Raw genomic sequence first — 20,746 nt, forward strand, 5'->3', positions numbered from 1 at the left:
ATGGGATCGTCAGATCTCCACATCGACATCCTGCTGGATATTCAGCACCGCGTGATTCGCTCCTTCGTAGACGTTAAATACCACGCCGTCGCGCTCCACCGTTGCATCGGTCGCCGACCACTGCTCGCCCACCAGACTGACACGATCCTGGGCATCACCGAAGATGAACAGCTCCTCGCCTCCGGCCACGTCGAGCACATCCTGAGCGCTGAGGGCCAGGCTGTGGTCCTGACCGATGACGCCCAGATCCACTGCCTCGACGTTTTGCACCCTGGAGACATCCAGCGGCTCATCCAGACGCAGCCTGACCACATCGAAGCCATTGAGCCCGTCGATGTTCACGCCACTGTAGAGCAGGATATCGTCTCCGGTCGTCGCCGCTACGCTGCGAATATCCAGTAGCGCCTGAGTCTGAAAGACCGGGGAGACGTCGTTGCCATCCACGCTCATCAGGCTGATATCCAGCATCACACTGCCGTTGGTCGCCTTCTGCACCAGCGACAGATCGTTCACCTGGCGCGCCCCCAGGCCCTCCAGGGTATAGCGATCAAGCTCGGCGTCGTAGGCAGCGGAAAGCAGACTGTCGGCGGCGAAGAACGAGGCATGTGGCCCTAGCCCCTCTAGCGTGAGCGTGACCGTCTCCGACCCATCCCGATCCAGCACGGCAACGTTCAAATTCAGGGGAATACGCTCGCCCTCGTCGCCGAAACTGAGCAGCGGCTCGGCACTGACCCGATCGGCCACGGGCTGTACCGAGGTCGTAAAGGACTCACGACTGATGAACGTATCCTCACCAAGACTCGCGATCGCCGTCAGCGACAGCTGATCTGCCCCCACCAGTTCACCACTCCACTGGGCAGGCGGCATGAGGCCGACAAAGCCGGGCAAGATGCCGCCTTCGCCCAGGATCCACCAGCCTCCCTGCCCAATGGCACTGACAGGACGGGCCGACGCCGCCGAATCCCCGGCCACCACCACCCAGCCATCAGGCACGTTCTCGACCAGCACGGCGGCAAGACTCTGGTTCGGGTCCAGCAAGGTCACCGTCAGCCCCGTCAGGGCTATCAGCGTGTCCTCCTCCCCGCTCAGGTCGGCAATACGGATCTCGGGGGGAGGCGGCGGTACATCGCCCACGGTGCTTGCGCTTAGCTCCACCACATTGTCGGCACCGGTTTCCCGCACGCCCCCCTCCACCGTCAGTCCTACCTGTCCCCAGGTGCCCCGGGCAGGTTGATAGACAATCTTCAGGGGAGCCTCCAGGCTCACCTCATCAAGGCGAAAGCGTCCATCGTCCTGGGCAATCAGCTCGCGTCCGTTGTACCACAGCGTGCCACCGGGAGTGCTCTGCCCGCTGGCATCCCTGACCTGATCCTCCTGCAGGCTGAGGTACAGCTGTCGTCCATCGATCTCGCCGTGGGGCGCATCGTCAGGCGTCGCCACGACAAGGGAGAACTCGATGCTCTGGGCGTCCTCGGCCACAGCGGCCACCAACTCCGTCTCGATGGCATCGGTGACCGGCGACACCGGCGGCACCAGGGCCAGGCTTGCTGAGCTCAGCTGCCCGGAGGGTGAGCGAACGGTCAGTCTGGCATCGACGCTGAACATGGCGTTGTTATCGTTGCTGTTCGGCGGCGCGGTCAGCGTGATCGATGCCAGCAGTTCATCCAGGGCATTCGGGCCGCTGTTGGGCACGCTGGCAAACCACACCTGTTGCCCGCCGATGTTGCTTAGTTGCATACCCGTCACCAGGGTCTCCTCGGGCAGCCCCGAGAGCGTGAGGGTCAGCGTGCTATCAGTGCCAGCACCTAAGACCTGGCCGCTGACCAGCTCGCTGAGCGACGCCGGCGTATCTTCACTCAGCGCCACGCCCCGGTCCTCCAAGTCGATGCTGACCTGGCCCCCGCCGATGCCCCCTCCACCTGCACCCAGGGTCGTCAGCGACCATTCGGTGCTGGCACTCTGCAGCGCTACCTCGATGCCGGCATCCTGGGTCACCGCCGTGATGGTGATCGGCTGAGCCTGGTCATCGTCGTGCAGGCCGCCTTCAAGCACCGTGAAGACCAGTTCATGGGTCAGCTCGGCGCCCTGGAAACTCTGGGAGGATGGCAGCAGCACCTTCCAATGCCCGCCGCTGTCGGTGCCGGCTCCCGGCAACACACCGACGAACTCGGCGCCTTCCACCACCACGCCTTCGGGCACCCCCGCCACCAGCAACTCCACCAATGACTCGCTGCCATCCTCATCGGCCAGGCCAGCGGCATTGGCATCCAGGGATTGGCCCACCCTCAGCGTGATCCGGACGCTATCCCCAGTCGCCGCCGTGACCTGGGTAGCGCTGATATCGGCCTGACTTCCTGCGCTATTGGCAATCGCCGCGATGTTGATGGTGGGCAGGTCGGTGATGGCCTGGAAGGCAATATGATGGATGGCGTCGATCGGTGCGGAGGTGGTGTTTGCCAGGTTACCCTCGAAGCCGTCATTGGGGCTGTCGGTGACCTGATAGCGCACCCGGATGTCGACTCCCGCATCGCCCAGGTTGGGGTCTCCCAGCACACGCACGCTGTCCCAGGCGCCGTTGATCAGCTTGATGTAGTCGCCTTCGTCGATAACGTCTGGCCCCTCCAGACCGAGCACGGTCAGCGGTGCCGCCGCCAGGTCGGCCGCATTCAGCCATACCGCCGAGATGACTTCGTTGAGGTCATCGTTCTGGGGCAGCAGCCCAAGATCCAGCAGCCCTGCCACATCTTCCACCAGCAGCGACGTGGTCTGCAGCAGCGCCTCGGGGCTCGGGGTCACCTCGAACGCGACGACCTCGACCACCTCCCGCGCGTTGCCGTCGTTCTCGGTCACCACCGACATCACATGCAACTCGACGCGACCGCTGAAGTTGGCGGGGCCGTCGATGGTGATACCCGCCAAAGAGGTGGCCACCCACACCCGCTGTTCTCCCAGCGTTCCAGGCGCCGTGAGCTCGACCGCCCCGGCCAGCGCAAAGTCAGCGTCAAGCCCGGTGATGCGGTAGGCCAGGGACTCGGAGTCGTCACGGTCGCCACTGGTGACCTGAATCAAGTCAGCCAGCACCGTCAACTGTGCACCGTCATCCAGCAGTTGTTCCGGCTGGCTGACCACCTGGGTGTCGATGTTCGGCCTGTCGGCCACGCCCCCCACCACCACCAGGATCGTCTGTGGGTCACCGATAAACTCGTCGACCCCGCCGCCAAAGGTGTCGACGCTGGTGGGCGTTACCTGAATCGAGAAGTTCTCGTTGCTGTCGGGTGGCGGCGTCAGCGTCAGCGGGCGCAGACTGTCGAAGTCGTCGATGACATGCTGGCCATCGCTGCCCCTAGCGACCACCTGGCCATCGTAGTGCAGCACCGCGCCTTGCGGCACGCCGGAAAAGGAGAGCCGGTAGGTCTCGGTGGGATCATCGCTCTGCGGGAACAGATCCAGGGCCACGGCCACATCTTCCGCCGTCGCCACCACAGGCTCAAAGCCCAGTGACACACGGTCGGCCTGGGGATCGTCCACCACGATGCCCTGCAACAGCGCCTCCCCCGAGACCGCGGTATCCAGATTGCCCTCGGCATCACGATCCACCGTTTTCGCCTGTACCCTCAACTGGAAGGTGCCCTTGCGATTCTCCGGCGCGCGAAATTCCAGCGACGAGAGAAACGCCACCGGGACCTCCACGGGACGGCCATCGAAGCTCACCTCCACCCACTGGCCCGCCCCATCGAGATAGCGAAAGCTCGACCCTTCCAGTCCCCCCGGTTGGCCCGCCACCCGCTCCGGCGTCAGCAGGGCGAAGGTTTCCTCGGACCCGTCAGCGTCTTGATTCGACCAGCCCTGGGCCAGGTCGAAATCCGCGTTGGTCAAGGCAAACCAGCCATCCTCGGCGACGGCATCGTCCGGCCCGTACACATGCCCTGCCGTCATGGTCAAATCGGGCAGCCCATCCTGGTCGGTGTCGCCCGCCCCCCCTGGTACAGGTGCGCCCACCGCCGAGGTGATCACTTCAGCCTTGGGGGATATGCTGGGCTTGAGCTCCAGCAGCGTGACCGATGAACTCTCGACGTCGGTGCCATGGATGCTGGCGACATCGCGGATGCCGACCTCGATCGCGATGGTCGGATCCGTGCTGTCGTGGGCAGGGCCAAGCAGGCTGTACTGACGGAAGTCACCATTGTCGACGTCCGTCGTGGGTAGGCTGAAGCCGTCGACGCCGTTGCCGGTATGCACCAGAACGCCCTGGGCATCGAAGATCTTCCAGCCAGTGGGCACGGAGGCAAGTCGTATCGAGGTGATCGACTCGCTGGTGATGGAGCCACCAGCATCGCTGCCATCGTTGTCACCCAGCCGTAGACCACTGAGGAAGGCAAAGGCCTGATCTTCTATACCGCTGGCGGCAAGCGTCGGGGTGTCGACCACCGGCAATACCACCAGGTCAAGGCTGACGCTATCCTGCTGTTGGGCAATCACCCCGGCGGGGCCATCGGCGTCGGTGTCCTGTCCCACCAGGATGACGGTGACGTCTTCGATGACCCCACTGAAGTCCGGTGGTGGCGTCACGCTGATGCTTGGAAAACCGCCGGTAGCGCTGCTCAATCCCGGAGCCGCAATGCTCACTTCGCCGCTATTGCCCCCGGTACCGTCCCCGACGGTGAGTCGGCGGCTGTCATCGACCACCACCACGCTGCCTGGCGGTAGCCCCTGAATCAGCAGCGTGCGCACTTCGCTGCCATCCAGATCGTCAAAGACCGCCTTGAGACGTGCGCTCAGATCAAGGCTTCCATCTTCATCGATCGTGAATTCACGATGGTCGGTGCCGTCATCAAAGGTCAGCGTCACGCCATCCGTCACTGCCTTGACCCCGACGTCGACCTTGACGCTGGTCGTCGCCCCGGCAACCCCCGCCAGGGGGGCGCCGGCATCATCGACCTCGAAGCTGGTGGCCGCCAGCGTCAACGAGAGATTCCCGCCATCGTGCTCCGCTGGCAGCACTTTCAAGCTCTCGAACTGCGCAGCGGTCAGCACCACATCGACGTCGGTATCTGCCAACGTGGACAGGTGCGCCCCCCCCTGGATCTTGATCGAGATCCCGCGCCCGTCCACTCCCAGGATGTCATCGGCGCCGTCAACCAGCAGCCTGGCACCCTGAGGTAGCCCCGACAGGGTGATCGCTCCCAGCCGTTCTGGAGAGTCAGCATCCGAGGAACCATTGAGGTCTCGATCATCCGTCGGAACCGGTAGCGTAAGGCCAAGGGCCACCGCGCTATCCTCGTCGGTCACCACACTGACCGCCTCCAGTGAGGGCGCATCCGCCACCGGTATGACCGTCACGTCGACGTCTACCGCGGTCACCCGACCACCTTCTGTAAAGGTGTAGCTGAAGCGGTCTGCACCACTGTAGTGACGATCCGGGATGTAGGTGATCTTGCCGTCTGCATCGATCGTGACCGCACCAAATTGCGGGGCCGCACTGATCGACAGCGTCCCTCCGGTGGCATTGGCCTGGGTGAACAGCGTCTGGCTGCCGTCTTCGACCACCGTCAGCTCAACGTCGCTTGCGATGACGTCATTGACCACGCTGACAGTGACACTATCCACCTCCCTGTCACCGTCGCTGTCGACCACCTGGAAAGGAAGATCGATCGCCAGCGTGTCTTGCGCCGCGGTGTGATCCAGGGGCTGTCTCAGGGTAAAGAGGTAGCCCCCCTTGGGATGCGCGCTGTCCGGCGATACCAGCCTGACGGTAAACACCTCAAAGGCGGCTCCGTTGCGGTCGTCGATTGCCACCGCTATCACTTCGCGGTCTGCGTTAGACAGGAAATAGCTCAACGCTTGGCCACTTGATGTCAGGTTGAGCGCTTCCAGTGCCGCCAGCGTATCGCCGGTGAAGCTCGCCTGGGTGCTGTCCTGGGCCACACGGATATCCAGGCTTTCCGACACCACCTGCCTGGCGCTGTCAGGCGCTGTACCAGACGGCAGGTGGCGCTCCTCAAGACGGCCGTCGACCGGTTCTCCAATGCTGTGACGCGTATCGTTCACTACGATGGTCTGCAAGGCAGCGGTGGAAAGGCTTCCATCACCATCCACCAGGAGGTAGTGGAAATCATCGTGGAGGATATCGCCGCTATCACCGGCGGTAGGTCGCGGATGGGCGGCGCTGTCCACCGACTGGTAGCTCCAGAATCCGTCGCTATCGACGCTCAGGTGCCCGTAGCGTGTGTCGACGCTTACGCTGCTGCCCGCCGCGATATCAGCCCGTGCGTCGTTGCCTTGACGATCCACGTAGAGAATACCGGCAACTCGCGCTTGATCAGCACCCTCGACATCATTGCCAAGCAGGTTGTCACCTGCCCTCAGCCCTTCGCCCTCGACGGTCACCAGTGGCGCGCCGCTGGCAGCGGAGGGGGTATCGTCGGTGATCAGAATATCGAGCACATCCTGGCGACTGTCTCCTGACCCATCCACCACGGTCAGCGCCAGGGAGTCCAGCACCTCTCCTGCGGAATGATCAACCGCCGCCGTTAGCTCGTAGCGATACGAGAGCTGGCCAGCAGACGTATCGTAGCCGGTGATGAATAGCCGCCCGTGGTTCATATCAATCACGATGGGATCACTGACACTGGCAGCGCTCAGTTGCGCTGGGGTCCGGATCTGTGTCTGGGCCTGGCTCTGGGCCTGGCTACCGAAAATCACCCTCGCCAGATTATCCACCGCTCCCGACCCCAGCGATATCACGCCGTCGATTCGATGGCTGCCATCTGCCAGGGATCCACTGTCGAGACCCGCTTCACTGACGCTGTTGTCTCCCGACACGGTGGGACCGTTGTCATCACTGATCACCAGCCCAGGACTATCGCTGAGCACCCTGATGGTCTGGTCGACCCCCGCCACCAGCCGCTCATAGCCGCCACCTTCGAGCGCGACGATACCCACCGTCCAAGCGGAACTGCTCTCGGTGCTGGCGCCCGCTCCCAGCGCTTCGCTGTGGTTTGGCGCCTGCAGGGTGACGGTAGCGCTGGTGGTGTTCTCGGCAATCAGCACCGATGTGCCATCGCTCAAGGTAATCTGCAAGGGGCCGCCACGGGGGGCGTCGTTGACGCTGAGAGTCACTTCCACGGCCCCGCCTTCGGCGACCTGGTCAGGCAGACGCAGTGACACCAGGGTGCTATCCAGGGTGTCATCGACCAGGGTGGTGACGGTGGCGGTATCGACTACCAGGGTTTCGAGGCTGCCTGGGCTGCCAGCCTGGTCCTGTTCGGCCGAAAGGATGCGATTGACGACCGTACCAGCGTCCACGTACACATCGTCCGCGGGCGCCGCCACGCTCAGCGAGACCGTGGCCTGGCCCGGAGCCAGCGTCAGCGTTTCGCCATTGGCCAGGGTGACGTTGATCGCCGTTGTCGCGGCGCGCAGTTGGCCCTCGGCATCCCGTAGCTCCAGGCTATAGGTAATGGTTTCCCCTTCTTCGACCCGCGCGCTGGCCGTAAGCAGCAAGTGACGTGGATCGCTATCGTCGGTGACCAGGGCACTGGCGGTACTGCTGGTATCGACCCGATCAAATCCCGTGGGGGACACCGCGGTCAGACGAATGATCTGATCGTTACTGCCTTGAATCACGTCATCGTCGTCACGACTGGCCACCTGGGTGCTGCCCTGCTGCTGGCCTTCGACAATGGTGATGGTCGAACCATCATTCAGCGTCAGCACGATGTCACGATCCAGGACATTGTCGATAGTGGCGGTCACGGTGATAGGCTCGCCCTCGATCACTGGCCCGCTGGCGCTGAGCGCGATGCCCAGCACCACCGGCGCAGCATCACTGGCGCTGGCGGTATTGCCTGCCGCATCCACCACCGTCGCCGCGACAAGGACGTCAGTCTGGCCGACGGGCACGGGCACGCCGAGCTCAATCCCTTCGGCCAGATCAATCTCGGTCACGGGACGCCTCAGCAGCAGCGTGCCGTTGCCATCGACCACGCTAAGGATATCGCCCACAGCGGTCTGGGCGGTCAGCGCTATCGTCGCCGTGACCTGACCATCACCCCCAATCTCACCCTGGCTGAAGGCCCCGTCGTCACCGTGACCTGTCAGCGCGACCTCGACTCCAGGCACTTGAGCCTCCACCGCCTTGCTGTCCTGGTCGCGGCCGCGATTGCTGGAGGGATCCGTCACGTTGGCGGTCACGCTGACGCTGTCGCTACCGGGGATGACCGGCACCGTGACCTCGACACCATTGATCAGGTCCAGCGCCGTGACGGTGCGTTCAAGCAGCAGCTCTCCCTGTGCATCGGTGACCTCGAGTCTGTCGCCCACCTCGGTTCCAGGACCCAGCGTGACCACCGCCACCACACTATTGTCGCTGCCGATCTCACGCTGGTTATAGATCCCGTCCTCGCCGGCACCCAGCAGGGTCACCGTCACCGTGGGTGCCTGGAGGTCAAGGGGCCTGGCGTCACTGTCACTGGCGGTGTCACCGTCGGCCGCCAGCAGGGTCGCTTGAACACTGACGTCAGACACGCCGCCGGTGGGCACTTCGAGCTCCAGCCCACCAGCAATGTCAACCGCGGTCAGCAGTCGATCCAGCAGCACCCGGCCGACACCATCGACCACCAGCAGGCGATCGCCCACCGCAGCGTCCCCGCCCAGCACCACCCTGGCGGTCACGCTATTGTCCGCACCAATCTCGTTCTGCGAGTAGACGCCTTCAGGCCCCGCCCCCAAGAGGCTCACGCTGACGCTGGGTGGCGGATCGACCGGGGCGCCATCGAGATCTATCGCGCCATCGGGGATTGGCTCATCGTCATCAGTCGTCGCTTGATCAAACGCAAAGGCTAGCGGGTCCACCGACTCGACGATGCGCAAAAGACGCACGAAGGGGTGCCCCTCATTCCCTGCGCCCACGCTGAGTCCTGGACCGCTGGCCGGTGGTTCGGACTCAAGAGTCGCCAACAGCGCGTCAAGGGTATCGCTGTCGATCACCACGTCTGCCACCCCTGCGGACACCGCCAACTGACCACTAGCAGCGCCAGCACTAAATTCATCGCTGTCGCCAACAGCGTCAACGCTTTCCGCGGCTTGCACATCGACGCTTGGCTGCCGCGGTTCATCCTCTATTCCAGTGTGGTCTGGCGAGCCCTGCACATCCCTGTTGGCCGCGTCGCCCAATGCCTCGACACTGGACAACAGGGCCAGCATCTTGGCCACTTCCAGTCTGTCACTCGGATCCACCGCCCACCTCAGCGTGGGAGCATCTTCCAGCACCAGGGTCGAAGGAGTACTTGCCGAAAGCACACTCGACGTCGACACCCATTCCCCTGATGTCAACCGATGGGGCTGTCCTGACTCATCGCGGACCCAGATCTCACCGTTGACTTCGACAATTCTTCCCAAGGCACCCATGACGCCCCTCCTGCAAAGGGAAAGCCCGTCCCACCTCTGTCGCCCGACCGCGCGCTTCGCCTCCCCACCACTGCGTCACTAGCAACAGTCGAAGAGGGCATTGCGCCACTGGCCGGCCTTTGCAACGGCGATCAACGCCTGATAAGGACCACATCGCGAAGTGATAAGAAGTGATAACGATGGAGGAATGGCCGAGAAAAGCGCTGGCAGCGCCATCGACCATTGCCTCGACCGAAGATCCGTGCAGGACCCCTTCTGTACGACGTTGACTGTGTTGCATAAGGCCTTGAGCGATAGACAAGATCGGATTTCGATAAATAACGAGGGACGTCAACGCGATAGTTTAAGATTGTTATAGGCGTCGACCCTCGACTCACTCGCAGGCGTAGGGGCACATCATTGACCTGATATAGTGAAGCACCATCATCTAACTCATGAGAAATAACAACATACTATGAGTATGAAATGCCTCACCAAAAAAATAAGAGAGCTGCATGTTTCTACCTCTTAATGGCTAGCATCTTGATCATCATTTAGCCAGCATACTCATCATTCTCTTGAAAATACTGGCCGCAGAAAAAGTAAGCACCAGAGGCAATAACACACTCCCTCCTTTGCGCAATGTCTAACCACTAGAGGTGTTAGACAAAACAGATATTGCGAATAATTGCATATAAAAACATTCTGCTTTATCGATTTTCTGCTGACCGACCTATCCACTAACTGACTAACATTTCCCACGCTTCCATTGAGATGAAAAGGTGCCATCGAAGCACCGTTTACTACCTCTTCTGAGTGCCCATGAGTTACGAGGTACGGTAGATGACAGGGACACACGCCAACGACCTGAGGCCCATGACAGCGGTTCAGATGCAAACAAGGGGTCGACATGGAGTGGCATCAAAAAGAAGGCCCACTACCGAGGTAGTGGGCCTATCAGGCGGGATCGCTGAGGCGATACGGGCTATTCGTAAGCCATCTGCTCGAGCTCCCGTCCGCGGGTTTCCTTGACCCACTTCATCACGAACACCACCGAACAGGCGGCGAAGAAGGCGTAGACCCCATAGGCGCCGGCAAGGCCAATACCGCCAAGCATGATCGGGAAGGTCATGGTGATCGAGAAGTTGGCCAGCCACTGGAACAGTCCAGCCACCGCCAGCCCAGAGCCACGCACCTGATTGGGGAACATCTCGCCAAGCATGACCCACATGACCGGCCCCCAGGAGAGATTGAAGAACAGTACATAGGCGTTGGCGGCGAGCAAGGCGACGATCCCCATATCCCCGGCCAGTGACAGACGGCCATCCACCATCGTGGCCGTCGAGAAGGCGTAGGCCACCAGGCACAGGGTCAACGCCATGCCCACCGATCCCGCCCACAAAAGCGGCTTGCGTCCAATTCGATCGATCAGCGCGATGGCGATCAGACAGGCGCCGATGGACACCGCACCGCTGATCACATTGATCAACAGAGCATCCCCTTCGGAGAAGCCCACCGCCTGCCACAGCACCGCACCGTAATAGAAGACCACATTGATGCCGACCAGCTGCTGAAACACCGCCAGCCCTATACCAACCCACACGATGCCGTGGACTCGCCCCGTTGCCGAGTTGACCAAGTCCCGCAGACTGGGGCTGTGATCGGCCGCCAGCGACGCCCGGATATCCTCCGCCTTGGCGCGCCCTTCAGCCTCGCCCATCAACAGCCCGAGCACCCGTATCGCCTTGTCATCGCGACCGCGACTGATCAAGAAGCGCGGGCTCTCGGGGATCCCCAGCAGCGCCACCAGAAACACCGCGGCAGGCAGGATCTCGATCCAGAACATCCAGCGCCAGGCGTCGAACCCCAGCCACAGACTGGCAGTGGAAGCCCCGGCGAGGTTGGCCAGCAGGTAGTTGCTGAGAAAGGCGATGAACAGGCCGGAAATGATCGCCACCTGTTGAATGGTCGCCAAGCGCCCACGCCGGTCTGCCGGTGCGACCTCGCTGATATAGGCGGGGGTCATGACGCTGGCAGCGCCGACAGCCATGCCGCCCAGCACGCGATAGACAACGAACTCGAGGGAGCCGGTGGCCACGCCGGAGCCCCAGGCGCTGACCAGGAAGAACACCGCGGACACGATCAGCAGCGACTTGCGACCGAAGCGGTCGGCCAGGCGACCGGCAAAGAAGGCCCCAATGGCGCACCCCAACAGCATGGAGGCCACGTTAAAGCCGGTACCGACACTGTCAGAGCCAAAGGCACTCTGCAGGCCGTCGACGGTGCCATTGATGACACCACTGTCAAAGCCAAACAGGAAACCGCCGATGGCGGCGACACTGCAGATCGCCAGGATATAGCGTTGTCGCTTGAGTTCAGCGAGCTGGTCTGGCGTGGTGGTGGAAGGGTCGTTCATGGGTACTTCCTCGCATCTTGTTGTAGGTTGTGATGGAGCCCCGATACTGCTGGCATGGCTGGGGTCTCTACGGCTGGCTGCATTGGCTACAGCCAGCCGGCGTCGACCCAATAGTTGTGGGCGGTACATGCGGCTGCGGCGTCAGAGGCCAGGAACACCACCATGGCCGCTATATGGTGCGGCTGGATGCGCACCTTGAGCGCCTGTTCGGCAACGATCTGCGCCTCGTCTTCAGCGCTGTACCAGCGGGACTGCCGCTCGGTCTTGACGTTGCCGGGAATGACACAGTTCACTCGAATACCCTCTGCGCCCAGTTCGCTGGCCAGCGCCCTGGTCAGGCCTTCGATCCCGGCCTTGGCGGTCTCGTAAAGCGCTAGGCCTGGCTGGCCCAGGTGCCAGCTGATGGACCCCAGGTTGACGATCGACCCTCCGCCCCGTCGCGCCATTCCCGGCGCCACCGCCTGGCTGGCGAAGACCAGATGGCGAAGATTCACCGCCATGCGCTCATCGAAGTAGTCCGGAGTGATATCCGCCAGGCGATGGCGATCATCGTTGGCCGCATTGTTGACCAGCACATCGATGTCGCCAATCTGGCCAAGGACCCCCTTCAGCGCCTCGGTATCGGTGATATCACAGGCATGAAAGCTCACTCGCCCAGGGGTCCGCGCGGCCAGACGCTCGACCAGGGCCTCGGACGGGGCTTTGCGGATATCGAGAAAATGCACCTCGGCGCCCTGCTCGGCGAATGCCGTGACCAGACCTTCGCCAATGCCTGTGCCTCCGCCGCTCACGACCACTCTTTGGCCGGCAAGTCCCGGGTAGTAGGCAATACCGTCTGCTCTTTGCGTGTTGCTCATGTTGGTCCTCTGGTGCGGCTCGTCAGAGTGGAGGGCGATGCTGCTGACTCCCTGTCATCCGCCCCTTTGCTGCGCTCTTGCACGCGTCGTTCCGCCCTGCCCTGCGCGACGACAATGCGTAACGACAATGTGCATGAGCCTTCCGGCGACGTTGTGCGAGCCATTAGTTAATAGAACTTACTTAAAGCCGAGTCTTGTAGAATCCTCACTGGAGCGCCATTGCACTTATGTCGAACCTATCAGCAAACACTGCTGTATCGCGGCGGCGACGGATCTCATTCCGGGCGCTGGCCCCGGGCCGGAAACTCCAGTCAAGCACCGCGCCGACTGATACACTGACGCCAACAAAAACTGACGGTTAACAACCCGGATGCTCGCCATGACGACACGCCCCGCTGGAGACCTGGGGTTTCTTAAACAGCACAATCGCGCCTCGCTGCTGGAGCTCTTGCGGCAAACCCCGGGGCTGACCCGTGCCGAACTGGCACAACGCTCGAAGCTGACAAAGGTCACCGTGGGGGCGGCGGTGCAGGAATTGCTGGAACACGGATGGCTGTGGGAAGGCGCGCCGATTCGTGGCGGCAGCGGTAGACCCGGAAAGGCGCTGTCACTGCATCCTGGTCATCATGCGGTGCTGGGGCTGGAAATCGGCGTGCACGGCCTTCACGCGCTGGCCATCGACCTCTCCGGCGCCATTCTGGCGCAACGACATCAGCGCTTTTCCCCGTCGCAGCCCGATACGACTCTGGACACCCTGGCGGAGATGGTTCGCGAGCTGATCGACGACGCCCTTGGCACTCGCCAGCTGCTGGGCGTCGGACTGGCCGTGCCCGGCCCCACCTCGCCGCAACAGCACCGCCTCAGCCTTGCCCCCAACCTGGGCTGGCGAGATCTACCCCTGCTCGACATGTTGAAGCAACGACTGCCGGGCCTTGCCGGCATCTGGACCATGGACAACGAAGCCAAGGCCGCCGCCTTCGGCGAGCTGTATCTGGCACGATCATCGACCACTGACGAAACGCCGGCGTCACTGCTCTATGTCAGCGCCGGCACCGGCATCGGCAGTGGTCTGGTGGAAGACGGCTCTCCGCCCAGGGTGATTCGCGGCGTGCACGGGCTGGCCGGGGAAATTGGACACACGGTATTGGTACCGGATGGCAAGGCCTGCCACTGCGGCAACCGCGGCTGCGCGGAGACCCTGGTATCGGGTTGGGCGCTGCGCGACCGGCTGGCCATCGACGACCATACCGAGCTTCACCAGGGCATCGACCAGCATCCCGACCAGGCAACGGTGGCGGACTGCCTTGAGCAGGCCGGCAAGGCCCTCGGCCTGCTGCTGCTGAACCTCCACCACACCTTGAATCCAGGCCGCATCATCATTGGTGGCTCTCTGGTATCGCTGGGCCCGCGGCTGCTTGATCCCGCCCTCAGGTTCTTCGCCGATCATCAGAAGCATTTACTGCCCCAGGCCTCGACCGTGACGATCCAGGTTCTGGAAGATAGCCGCTCCATCGCCTCCAGAGGCATGGCAGCCCAGGTGCTGTGCCAGGCGTTGGCCCGTCATTATGATGTGACTGTCTCGGCCTAGTCCGCCCTAAGGAAACACTGCATAAATGACTGCGCCGCATAAAACAGCAGCCGCGGCGCATAACACAGCAGCAACGGCGCCAGGCAAGGCAGGTCACTCGACAAACGGCTCGGTAACCCGGCGATGGCTCAACATCAAGGCGTCGGCCACCTGTTCCAGCGGCGCCAGATCCATGTCGCTGTCACCGGTTGTCAGCAGTTCGTGAAAATGCCGGTAGACGCCCAGATACTCCCGCTCAGGGGCATCGACAAGGGTCTCGCCATCGAGGGACAGCCGAGCGCCACCACGGGACAGCACAAGACGGCCCGCCGTGGTGGCGAAGGTCATTTCCCAGCAAGGGGGATCTTCATGACGAAAATCGAAGTCGGCGCTGACGGCTGTCTCCGTCAAGGTCCGCCAGTGCAGACGCGCTGCGATGGGCGTCTGGGCGTTGACCGGTATCTCGAGCTCGCCCTGGACCAGCAGCAAAGGGTCCGACACTAGACAGGTGAGTATCGACAGCGCGTTGATCCCAGGGTCGAACACCCCCATGCCGCCGGCCTCCCACAGCCACGGCTGGCCCGGGTGCCAGACCCTGACATCCTCGTGCCAGCGGATGTCCACCCGCTCGATATGCTGCTCGGCTAGCCATTCCCGCGCCCTGGCGATGCCAGGCGCATAACGGGAATGCCAGGCAGCAAACAGCACCTGGCCGCGTGCTTCAGCCTCCGCCTTCAACTGACGGGTTTCGGCCAGAGTGGCTCCCGGCGGCTTCTCCAGCAGCACCGCCTTACCCGCCGCCAGCGCTTGGCGGGCCAACCGATGGCGCAAATGGGCCGGGGTGCAGATGGCGACCGCATCAATGCCCGAATCTGCCTCCAGCATGGCGCCGAGGTCAGCATAGCCAGGGATGCCCTCCAACCGAGCGTGAGGGTCGGCGCTGGCGACCAGTTCAAGTCCCGGCGTGGCGGCAATCGCCGCCACATGCTGATCCCTGACGATCTTGCCGGCGCCTACCACGCCAAGTCGGAAGTGCCCCATGGCTGACTCCTGCAGCGGAGGCCAATGCCTCCGCGTGGGTGAAAAGCCGCTCAGCATACGCCATGGCAGGCGCGACTCGCCAGTCAGCTATCACCCTCGCGGGCAACCACACCCTCAATGATTGTCCCTGGGCGGACTCTGGCGCGCCACATCTCGATAGGCATCGGCACCGCGCAGGGTCATGCCACGGTCCAGCGGTTCGATCAGGGTCCGCTGAATTTCCTGCCAGGGGGTCTGGTGACGCGGATAGGGATAGCCACCGTTGGCCTCAAGCTGCTGGCGTCGTGCGGCCAGCTCCTGCTCATCCACCATCAGCCGGACCTCGCAGCGTGCCAGATCCACCCGCAGGCGATCCCCTGTCTGGACCAGTGCCAGTGGGCCGCCGGTAGCCGCTTCCGGCGAGGCATTGAGGATCGATGGCGAGCCCGATGTGCCTGACTGTCGCCCGTCACCCAGGCATGGCAGGGAATCGATACCCTGGCGAATCAAGGCCTCGGGCGGCTGCATATTGACCACCTCGGCGCCGCCAGGATGCCCCACTGGACCGGCGCCGCGCATGATCAGGATGGTGTTGGCATCAATCTCGAGCGCTGGGTCATCGATCCGCGCGTGATAATCCTCCGAGCCATCGAAAACCACCACCCGGCCCTCGAAGGCCTCGGGATCGTCGGGATTCTCGAGAAAGCGACGGCGGAAATCCGGCGAGATGACGCTGGTCTTCATCAGCGCCGAATCAAACAGGTTGCCCTTCAGGTTCAAGAAGCCGGCATGCTGGACCAGCGGATTATCGAAGCGGCGGATGACCTCCTCGTCCAGCGTTTGCTGGCCGCTGACATTATCGGCTAGGCACTGTCCGTTGATAGTCAGCGCCTCACCGTGCAGCAGGCCGCGATCCAGCAGCTCGCGCTGAACCGCAGGCACGCCGCCGGCGCGATGGAACTCCTCACCCAGGTACGCCCCTGCCGGCATCACGTTGGCCAGCAGCGGCACCTGGTGACCAAGACGCTGCCAGTCGTCATTGTCGAGCTCGACACCAGCATGGCGGGCGATGGCATTGACGTGAATTGGCGCGTTGGATGAGCCTCCCAGCGCCGAGCACACCACCACGGCATTCTCGAACGCCTGGCGAGTCAGGATATCCAGCGGACGCAGGTCTTCCCAGACCATCTCCACTGCCCGCTCGCCGGTCTGATAGGCCACCATGGAGCGTTCCTTGTAGGGCCCTGGGATCATCGCCGATCCCGGCAGGCTCATGCCCAGTGCCTCGGCCATGGAGTTCATGGTAGATGCGGTACCCATGGTGTTGCAGTGCCCCACCGAAGGCGCCGAATCGGTGGCCCGAGCCAGGAACTCGGTGTAGTCGATGTCACCTGCGGCCAGACGCTTTCTCAACTCCCAGATGATGGTGCCCGATCCCACCCGCTCGTTGCCCCGCCAACCGTTGAGCATGGGGCCGCCGGACAGCACGATAGCGGGAATGTTCACGGTGGCTGCGGCCATCAGGCAGGCCGGGGTGGTCTTGTCGCAGCCAGTGGTCAGCACCACCCCGTCCAGCGGGTAGCCATGCAGCACTTCCACCAGCCCCAGATAGGCCAAATTGCGGTCCAGGGCAGCGGTGGGCCTGCGCACGTTCTCGTGAATCGGGTGCAGCGGGAATTCGAACGGCACCCCGCCGGCGGCGCGAATGCCATCCTTGACGCGCTTGACCAGCTCGATGTGGTGGCGGTTGCAGGGGGTAAGATCCGAGCCAGACTGGGCGATCCCGATGATCGGCTTGCCCGAGGTCAGCTCATCGAGGGTGACCCCATAGTTCATGTAGCGCTCGATGCACAGCGCCGTGGTGCCCGGATGATCAGGGTTGTCGAACCACCAGCGCGAACGCAGCTGGTCGGGGGTCAGACGTGGACGATGGGACATGACAGCAGCTCCTGCCAAGGCCGGTGGCGCACCACCGGCCAAAGATGAATGTGGGCCCTTGTTGGTGCTTGCCTCAGTGGGAGTGACGCGGCACCTCGGCGCCACGGCAGCCCACCAGGAAGTCAAAGTCACAGCCCTCATCGGCCTGCAGCACGTGCTCGATATAGAGCTGGCGATAACCGCCGGTTGAGGCGATCTCGCGCGACGCCGCGGTGGGATCGCTGGCCGCCAGCCGGCGGCTGAGCTCTTCCTCGCTGACATCCAGGTGCAGACGGCCTTCGTAGGCATCCAGCTCGACCCAGTCACCGTTTTCCACGGCGGCCAGGGGGCCACCGGCAGCGGCTTCCGGCGCCACGTGGAGCACCACGGTACCGTAGGCGGTGCCGCTCATGCGTGCGTCCGAGATACGCACCATATCAGTAACGCCCTGGGCCAACAGCTTGGAGGGTAGCCCCATGTTGCCGACTTCCGCCATGCCGTGATAGCCCTTGGGACCGCAGTGCTTCATGACCAGAACACTGCTGGCGTCCACCTCCAGGTCCGGGTCGTTGATGCGCGCCTTGTAGTCATCGAAATTCTCGAATACCACGGCGCGGCCCCGGTGGCGCATCAGTTCAGGGCTGGCAGCGGAAGGCTTGAGCACCGCGCCCTTGGGCGCCAGGTTGCCACGCAATACGCACATGCCGCCATCATCGACAAGGGGGTTGTCCAGGGCGCGAATGACCTGATCGTTATACAGAGGCGCATCCTGAACGTTCTCCCACAGGGTCCTGCCGTTGACCGTCAGTGCCGACTTGTGGGGAAGACGGTCTGCCTCGCCCAGGCGGCGCAGCACGGCGGGCAAGCCACCCGCATAGTAGAACTCTTCCATCAGGAAACGGCCCGATGGCTGCAGATCGACAATGGTCGGGGTGCCGCGACCGACTCGGTTCCAGTCATCCAGCGCAAGCTCGACCCCCATGCGCCCGGCGATGGCCTTCAAGTGGATCACCGCGTTGGTGGAACCGCCGATGGCCGCATTGGTACGGATGGCGTTCTCGAAGGCCTCCTTGGTCAACACCTTGGACAGCTTGAGGTCTTCCTTGACCATATCGACGATGCGGTTGCCGGACAGGTGGGCCAACACGTAGCGACGCGAGTCCACCGCCGGGATAGCGGCATTGTGAGGCAGCGAAACGCCCAGAGATTCTGCCATGCAGGCCATGGTGGAGGCCGTGCCCATGGTGTTGCAGGTACCAGCCGAACGGGACATGCCCGCCTCCGCCGCCATGAAGTCGTGCATCGAGATCTTGCCGGCCTTGACCTCTTCCGATAGCTGCCAGACCACGGTACCGGAACCGATATCGCGTCCCTTGTGCTTGCCGTTGAGCATGGGCCCACCGGTCACCACGATGGCGGGAATATCACAGCTCGCCGCCCCCATCAGCAGCGCAGGCGTGGTCTTGTCACAGCCCGTCAGCAGCACCACCCCGTCGATGGGGTTGCCGCGAATCGCTTCCTCCACGTCCATGCTCGCCAGGTTACGGGTAAACATGGCCGTCGGGCGCAGGTTCGACTCGCCATTGGAGAACACCGGAAACTCCACCGGATAGCCACCCGCTTCCAGCACGCCCTTCTTGACGTGTTCCGCCAGCTTGCGGAAATGCGCATTGCACGGTGTCAGCTCGGAAAAGGTATTGCAGATCCCGATGATCGGACGGCCATCAAACTCATGATCCGGAATCCCCTGGTTCTTCATCCAGCTGCGATACATGAAGCCGTTCTTGTCGGCGGTACCGAACCATTGATGGCTACGCAGCGAGACCTTGCTGTCGGAGGAGTCCGAACGGGTCGCCTGGTCGCCAGAGGCGTCGGTACAAGAGTCGGCAGGGAGATCCTGGTCGCGGTTGGCCATGGGTCGGTTCCTCGGGTCAGTCACGGATAGCAATAAGGGTGGTGGTGGCACTGGCGCCTGTTGCCGGCGAGTTCAGCGCGCACGACGACGGCTTCAACGGCTACGGCTCTGTCCGCAAAGCGCCTGTCGAAACAACAAGGGCGGTGACGAGACGAACGCTGTGCCGAGCCAAGGCGGCGTCGAGATAGACGACACCTTACGGAGCAGGGACGTCAAAGTACACACATACAAAAGTCTATGTTGAACATTTAAAGAGGGCGAGCAAGAATTGCCGCCACACCAATAACGATCACGCTCTCATCAGGGAGATCGACCATGTCAGCACCCCTCACGCTTTCTCGTCTGGCCGCCGCCGTCGGCGTCGCGACCCTCGCCATCGGCGCCGCGAGCACCGCTCAGGCGGCAGAATACGAGTGGACCTTCCAGGCGTCGGAGACCGCCGGCGAGCCCAGCTTCAAGATCAAGCAGGAGTGGGCAGAACGCATTCAGACCATGACCGATGGACGCGTCGCCATCGAGGTACTGCCGATCAACGCGGTGGTCGGCCCGACCGAGACCCTGCAAGCGGTCAGCTCCGGTATTCTTCAAGGCCACATGACCGATCCCAGCTACTTCTCGGGCCAGAACCCTGCTTTCGGCATGATCGGTAACCTGGTAGGCGCCTGGAACGACTCCTACGACTTTCTCGAGTTCATGCATAACGCTGGTGGCGAAGAGCTCTACAACGAGCTGGTCGAACCCTATGGCGCCCACCTGATCAGCGCGGCCACCTTTACCCTGGAGTCGATTCCCTCCACCGTGCCGATCGAGACCCTCGAGGATTTCCAGGGCCTCAAGATTCGCGCGCCCCAGGGCATGGTCTACAACATTTTCGAGCGCGTCGGCGCGACCCCGGTGAACCTGCCGGGCTCCGAGGTGTACACCGGCCTGGAGAAAGGCGTCATCGACGCGGCTGACTCCACCGTGCTGTCGAACAACGACGCCCAGGGCCTGCACGCCTTTGCCCCCTACCCGCTGTATCCCGGCTTCCACTCCATGCCGATGATTGCGGTATCACTGAACAAGGACATCTGGGACGGCCTGCCGGACGATCTCAAGACCACCCTGGAAACCGCCTTCGACGCCATGTCCTATGACCTGATCGCACGGCTCAAGGCCCAGGACATCGAGACCCTGGCACGTCTTCAGGCCGACCCCGAGGTGCACCCCTTCGACCTGCCGGATAGCGAGCGCAAGGCGTTCCGTCAGGCTGCCGAACAGGAATGGCAGGAGTGGTCAGGCAAGAACGAGATGACCCAGAAGATCTACGACTCGGTCACCGCCTTCCTGACCGCCCGCGGCCAGCTGTAAACGGCGAGCCCTGGCACAACGCCAGGACCTCACCTCCACCCACCCTTGCGGCGGTGCCACGGCACCGCCCCCTCATTTCCGGATCGTGCCCTGGTGCGATCCTCAAGCCGTCGAGGAAGTCCCATGACAGACCTGCCGGGACAGGACGCCGACAAGGCGCCCGAACGCGCACCCGACGTGGTGCGCAGCCGCTTTGACCAGGGCGTGGTCAAGGTCGCTCAGCTGGCCGCTTGGCTGGTGTTCATCGCCATGGCCATCAGCGTGTATGAAGTCATCATGCGCTATGGCTTCGGCTCGCCCACCTCCTGGGTGCACGA

At 63.0% G+C, this 20,746-nt stretch carries 8 protein-coding genes and 1 pseudogene; 3 read left to right on the forward strand and 6 right to left on the reverse strand.

All coding sequences use genetic code 11. From position 1 onward, the window contains the following. Positions 1–9 precede the first annotated feature (9 nt). The 3 genes from JF545_RS04110 to JF545_RS04120 form a co-directional block, all read right to left on the reverse strand. Positions 10–9,408 carry an immunoglobulin-like domain-containing protein gene (locus tag JF545_RS04110; RefSeq protein WP_206939460.1) on the reverse strand — a complete coding sequence of 3,133 codons (9,399 nt, stop codon included), beginning with the start codon at positions 9,406–9,408 and terminating at the stop codon, positions 10–12. A 964-nt stretch (positions 9,409–10,372) separates the two neighbouring features. After that, the gene (locus JF545_RS04115) at positions 10,373–11,803 is read right to left on the reverse strand and encodes a sugar porter family MFS transporter (RefSeq protein WP_242520681.1); all 1,431 of its coding nucleotides are present in this window, start codon (positions 11,801–11,803) and stop codon (positions 10,373–10,375) included. 86 nt (positions 11,804–11,889) lie between these two features. After that, positions 11,890–12,660: an SDR family NAD(P)-dependent oxidoreductase gene (locus JF545_RS04120; protein ID WP_206939462.1), complete on the reverse strand. Its 771-nt coding sequence runs from the start codon at positions 12,658–12,660 to the stop codon at positions 11,890–11,892. Positions 12,661–13,039: 379 nt separating this feature from the next. Between JF545_RS04120 and JF545_RS04125 the strand changes: the two genes are divergently transcribed. Then, a complete protein-coding gene (locus JF545_RS04125) occupies positions 13,040–14,248 on the forward strand; it encodes an ROK family transcriptional regulator (protein WP_242520682.1) in 1,209 nt (402 codons plus the stop codon). 93 nt (positions 14,249–14,341) lie between these two features. On the opposite strand, the gene JF545_RS04130 is transcribed toward JF545_RS04125, so the two are convergent. From JF545_RS04130 to JF545_RS04140, 3 genes are all read right to left on the reverse strand, one after another. Next, positions 14,342–15,268, reverse strand: coding sequence for a Gfo/Idh/MocA family protein (locus JF545_RS04130; RefSeq protein ID WP_206939466.1), 927 nt, complete (start codon positions 15,266–15,268; stop codon positions 14,342–14,344). A gap of 114 nt (positions 15,269–15,382) precedes the next feature. Beyond that, complete coding sequence (locus tag JF545_RS04135; protein ID WP_206939468.1) at positions 15,383–17,185, reverse strand: IlvD/Edd family dehydratase; 1,803 nt, start codon at positions 17,183–17,185, stop codon at positions 15,383–15,385. Positions 17,186–17,258: 73 nt separating this feature from the next. Then, on the reverse strand, positions 17,259–19,079 hold the full coding sequence (locus tag JF545_RS04140; protein ID WP_224852112.1) for an IlvD/Edd family dehydratase: 1,821 nt from the start codon (positions 19,077–19,079) through the stop codon (positions 17,259–17,261). 315 nt (positions 19,080–19,394) lie between these two features. Between JF545_RS04140 and JF545_RS04145 the strand changes: the two genes are divergently transcribed. Both JF545_RS04145 and JF545_RS04150 read left to right on the forward strand, forming a co-directional pair. Next, positions 19,395–20,429, forward strand: coding sequence for a TRAP transporter substrate-binding protein (locus tag JF545_RS04145; RefSeq protein WP_206939470.1), 1,035 nt, complete (start codon positions 19,395–19,397; stop codon positions 20,427–20,429). A 123-nt stretch (positions 20,430–20,552) separates the two neighbouring features. Further along, positions 20,553–20,746 (forward strand): annotated as a pseudogene (locus JF545_RS04150) (TRAP transporter small permease subunit); the annotation flags it as partial.

Origin of the sequence: Halomonas litopenaei, assembly GCF_017303055.1 — a bacterium.
GTDB classification, from domain to species: Bacteria; Pseudomonadota; Gammaproteobacteria; order Pseudomonadales; family Halomonadaceae; genus Halomonas; species Halomonas litopenaei_A.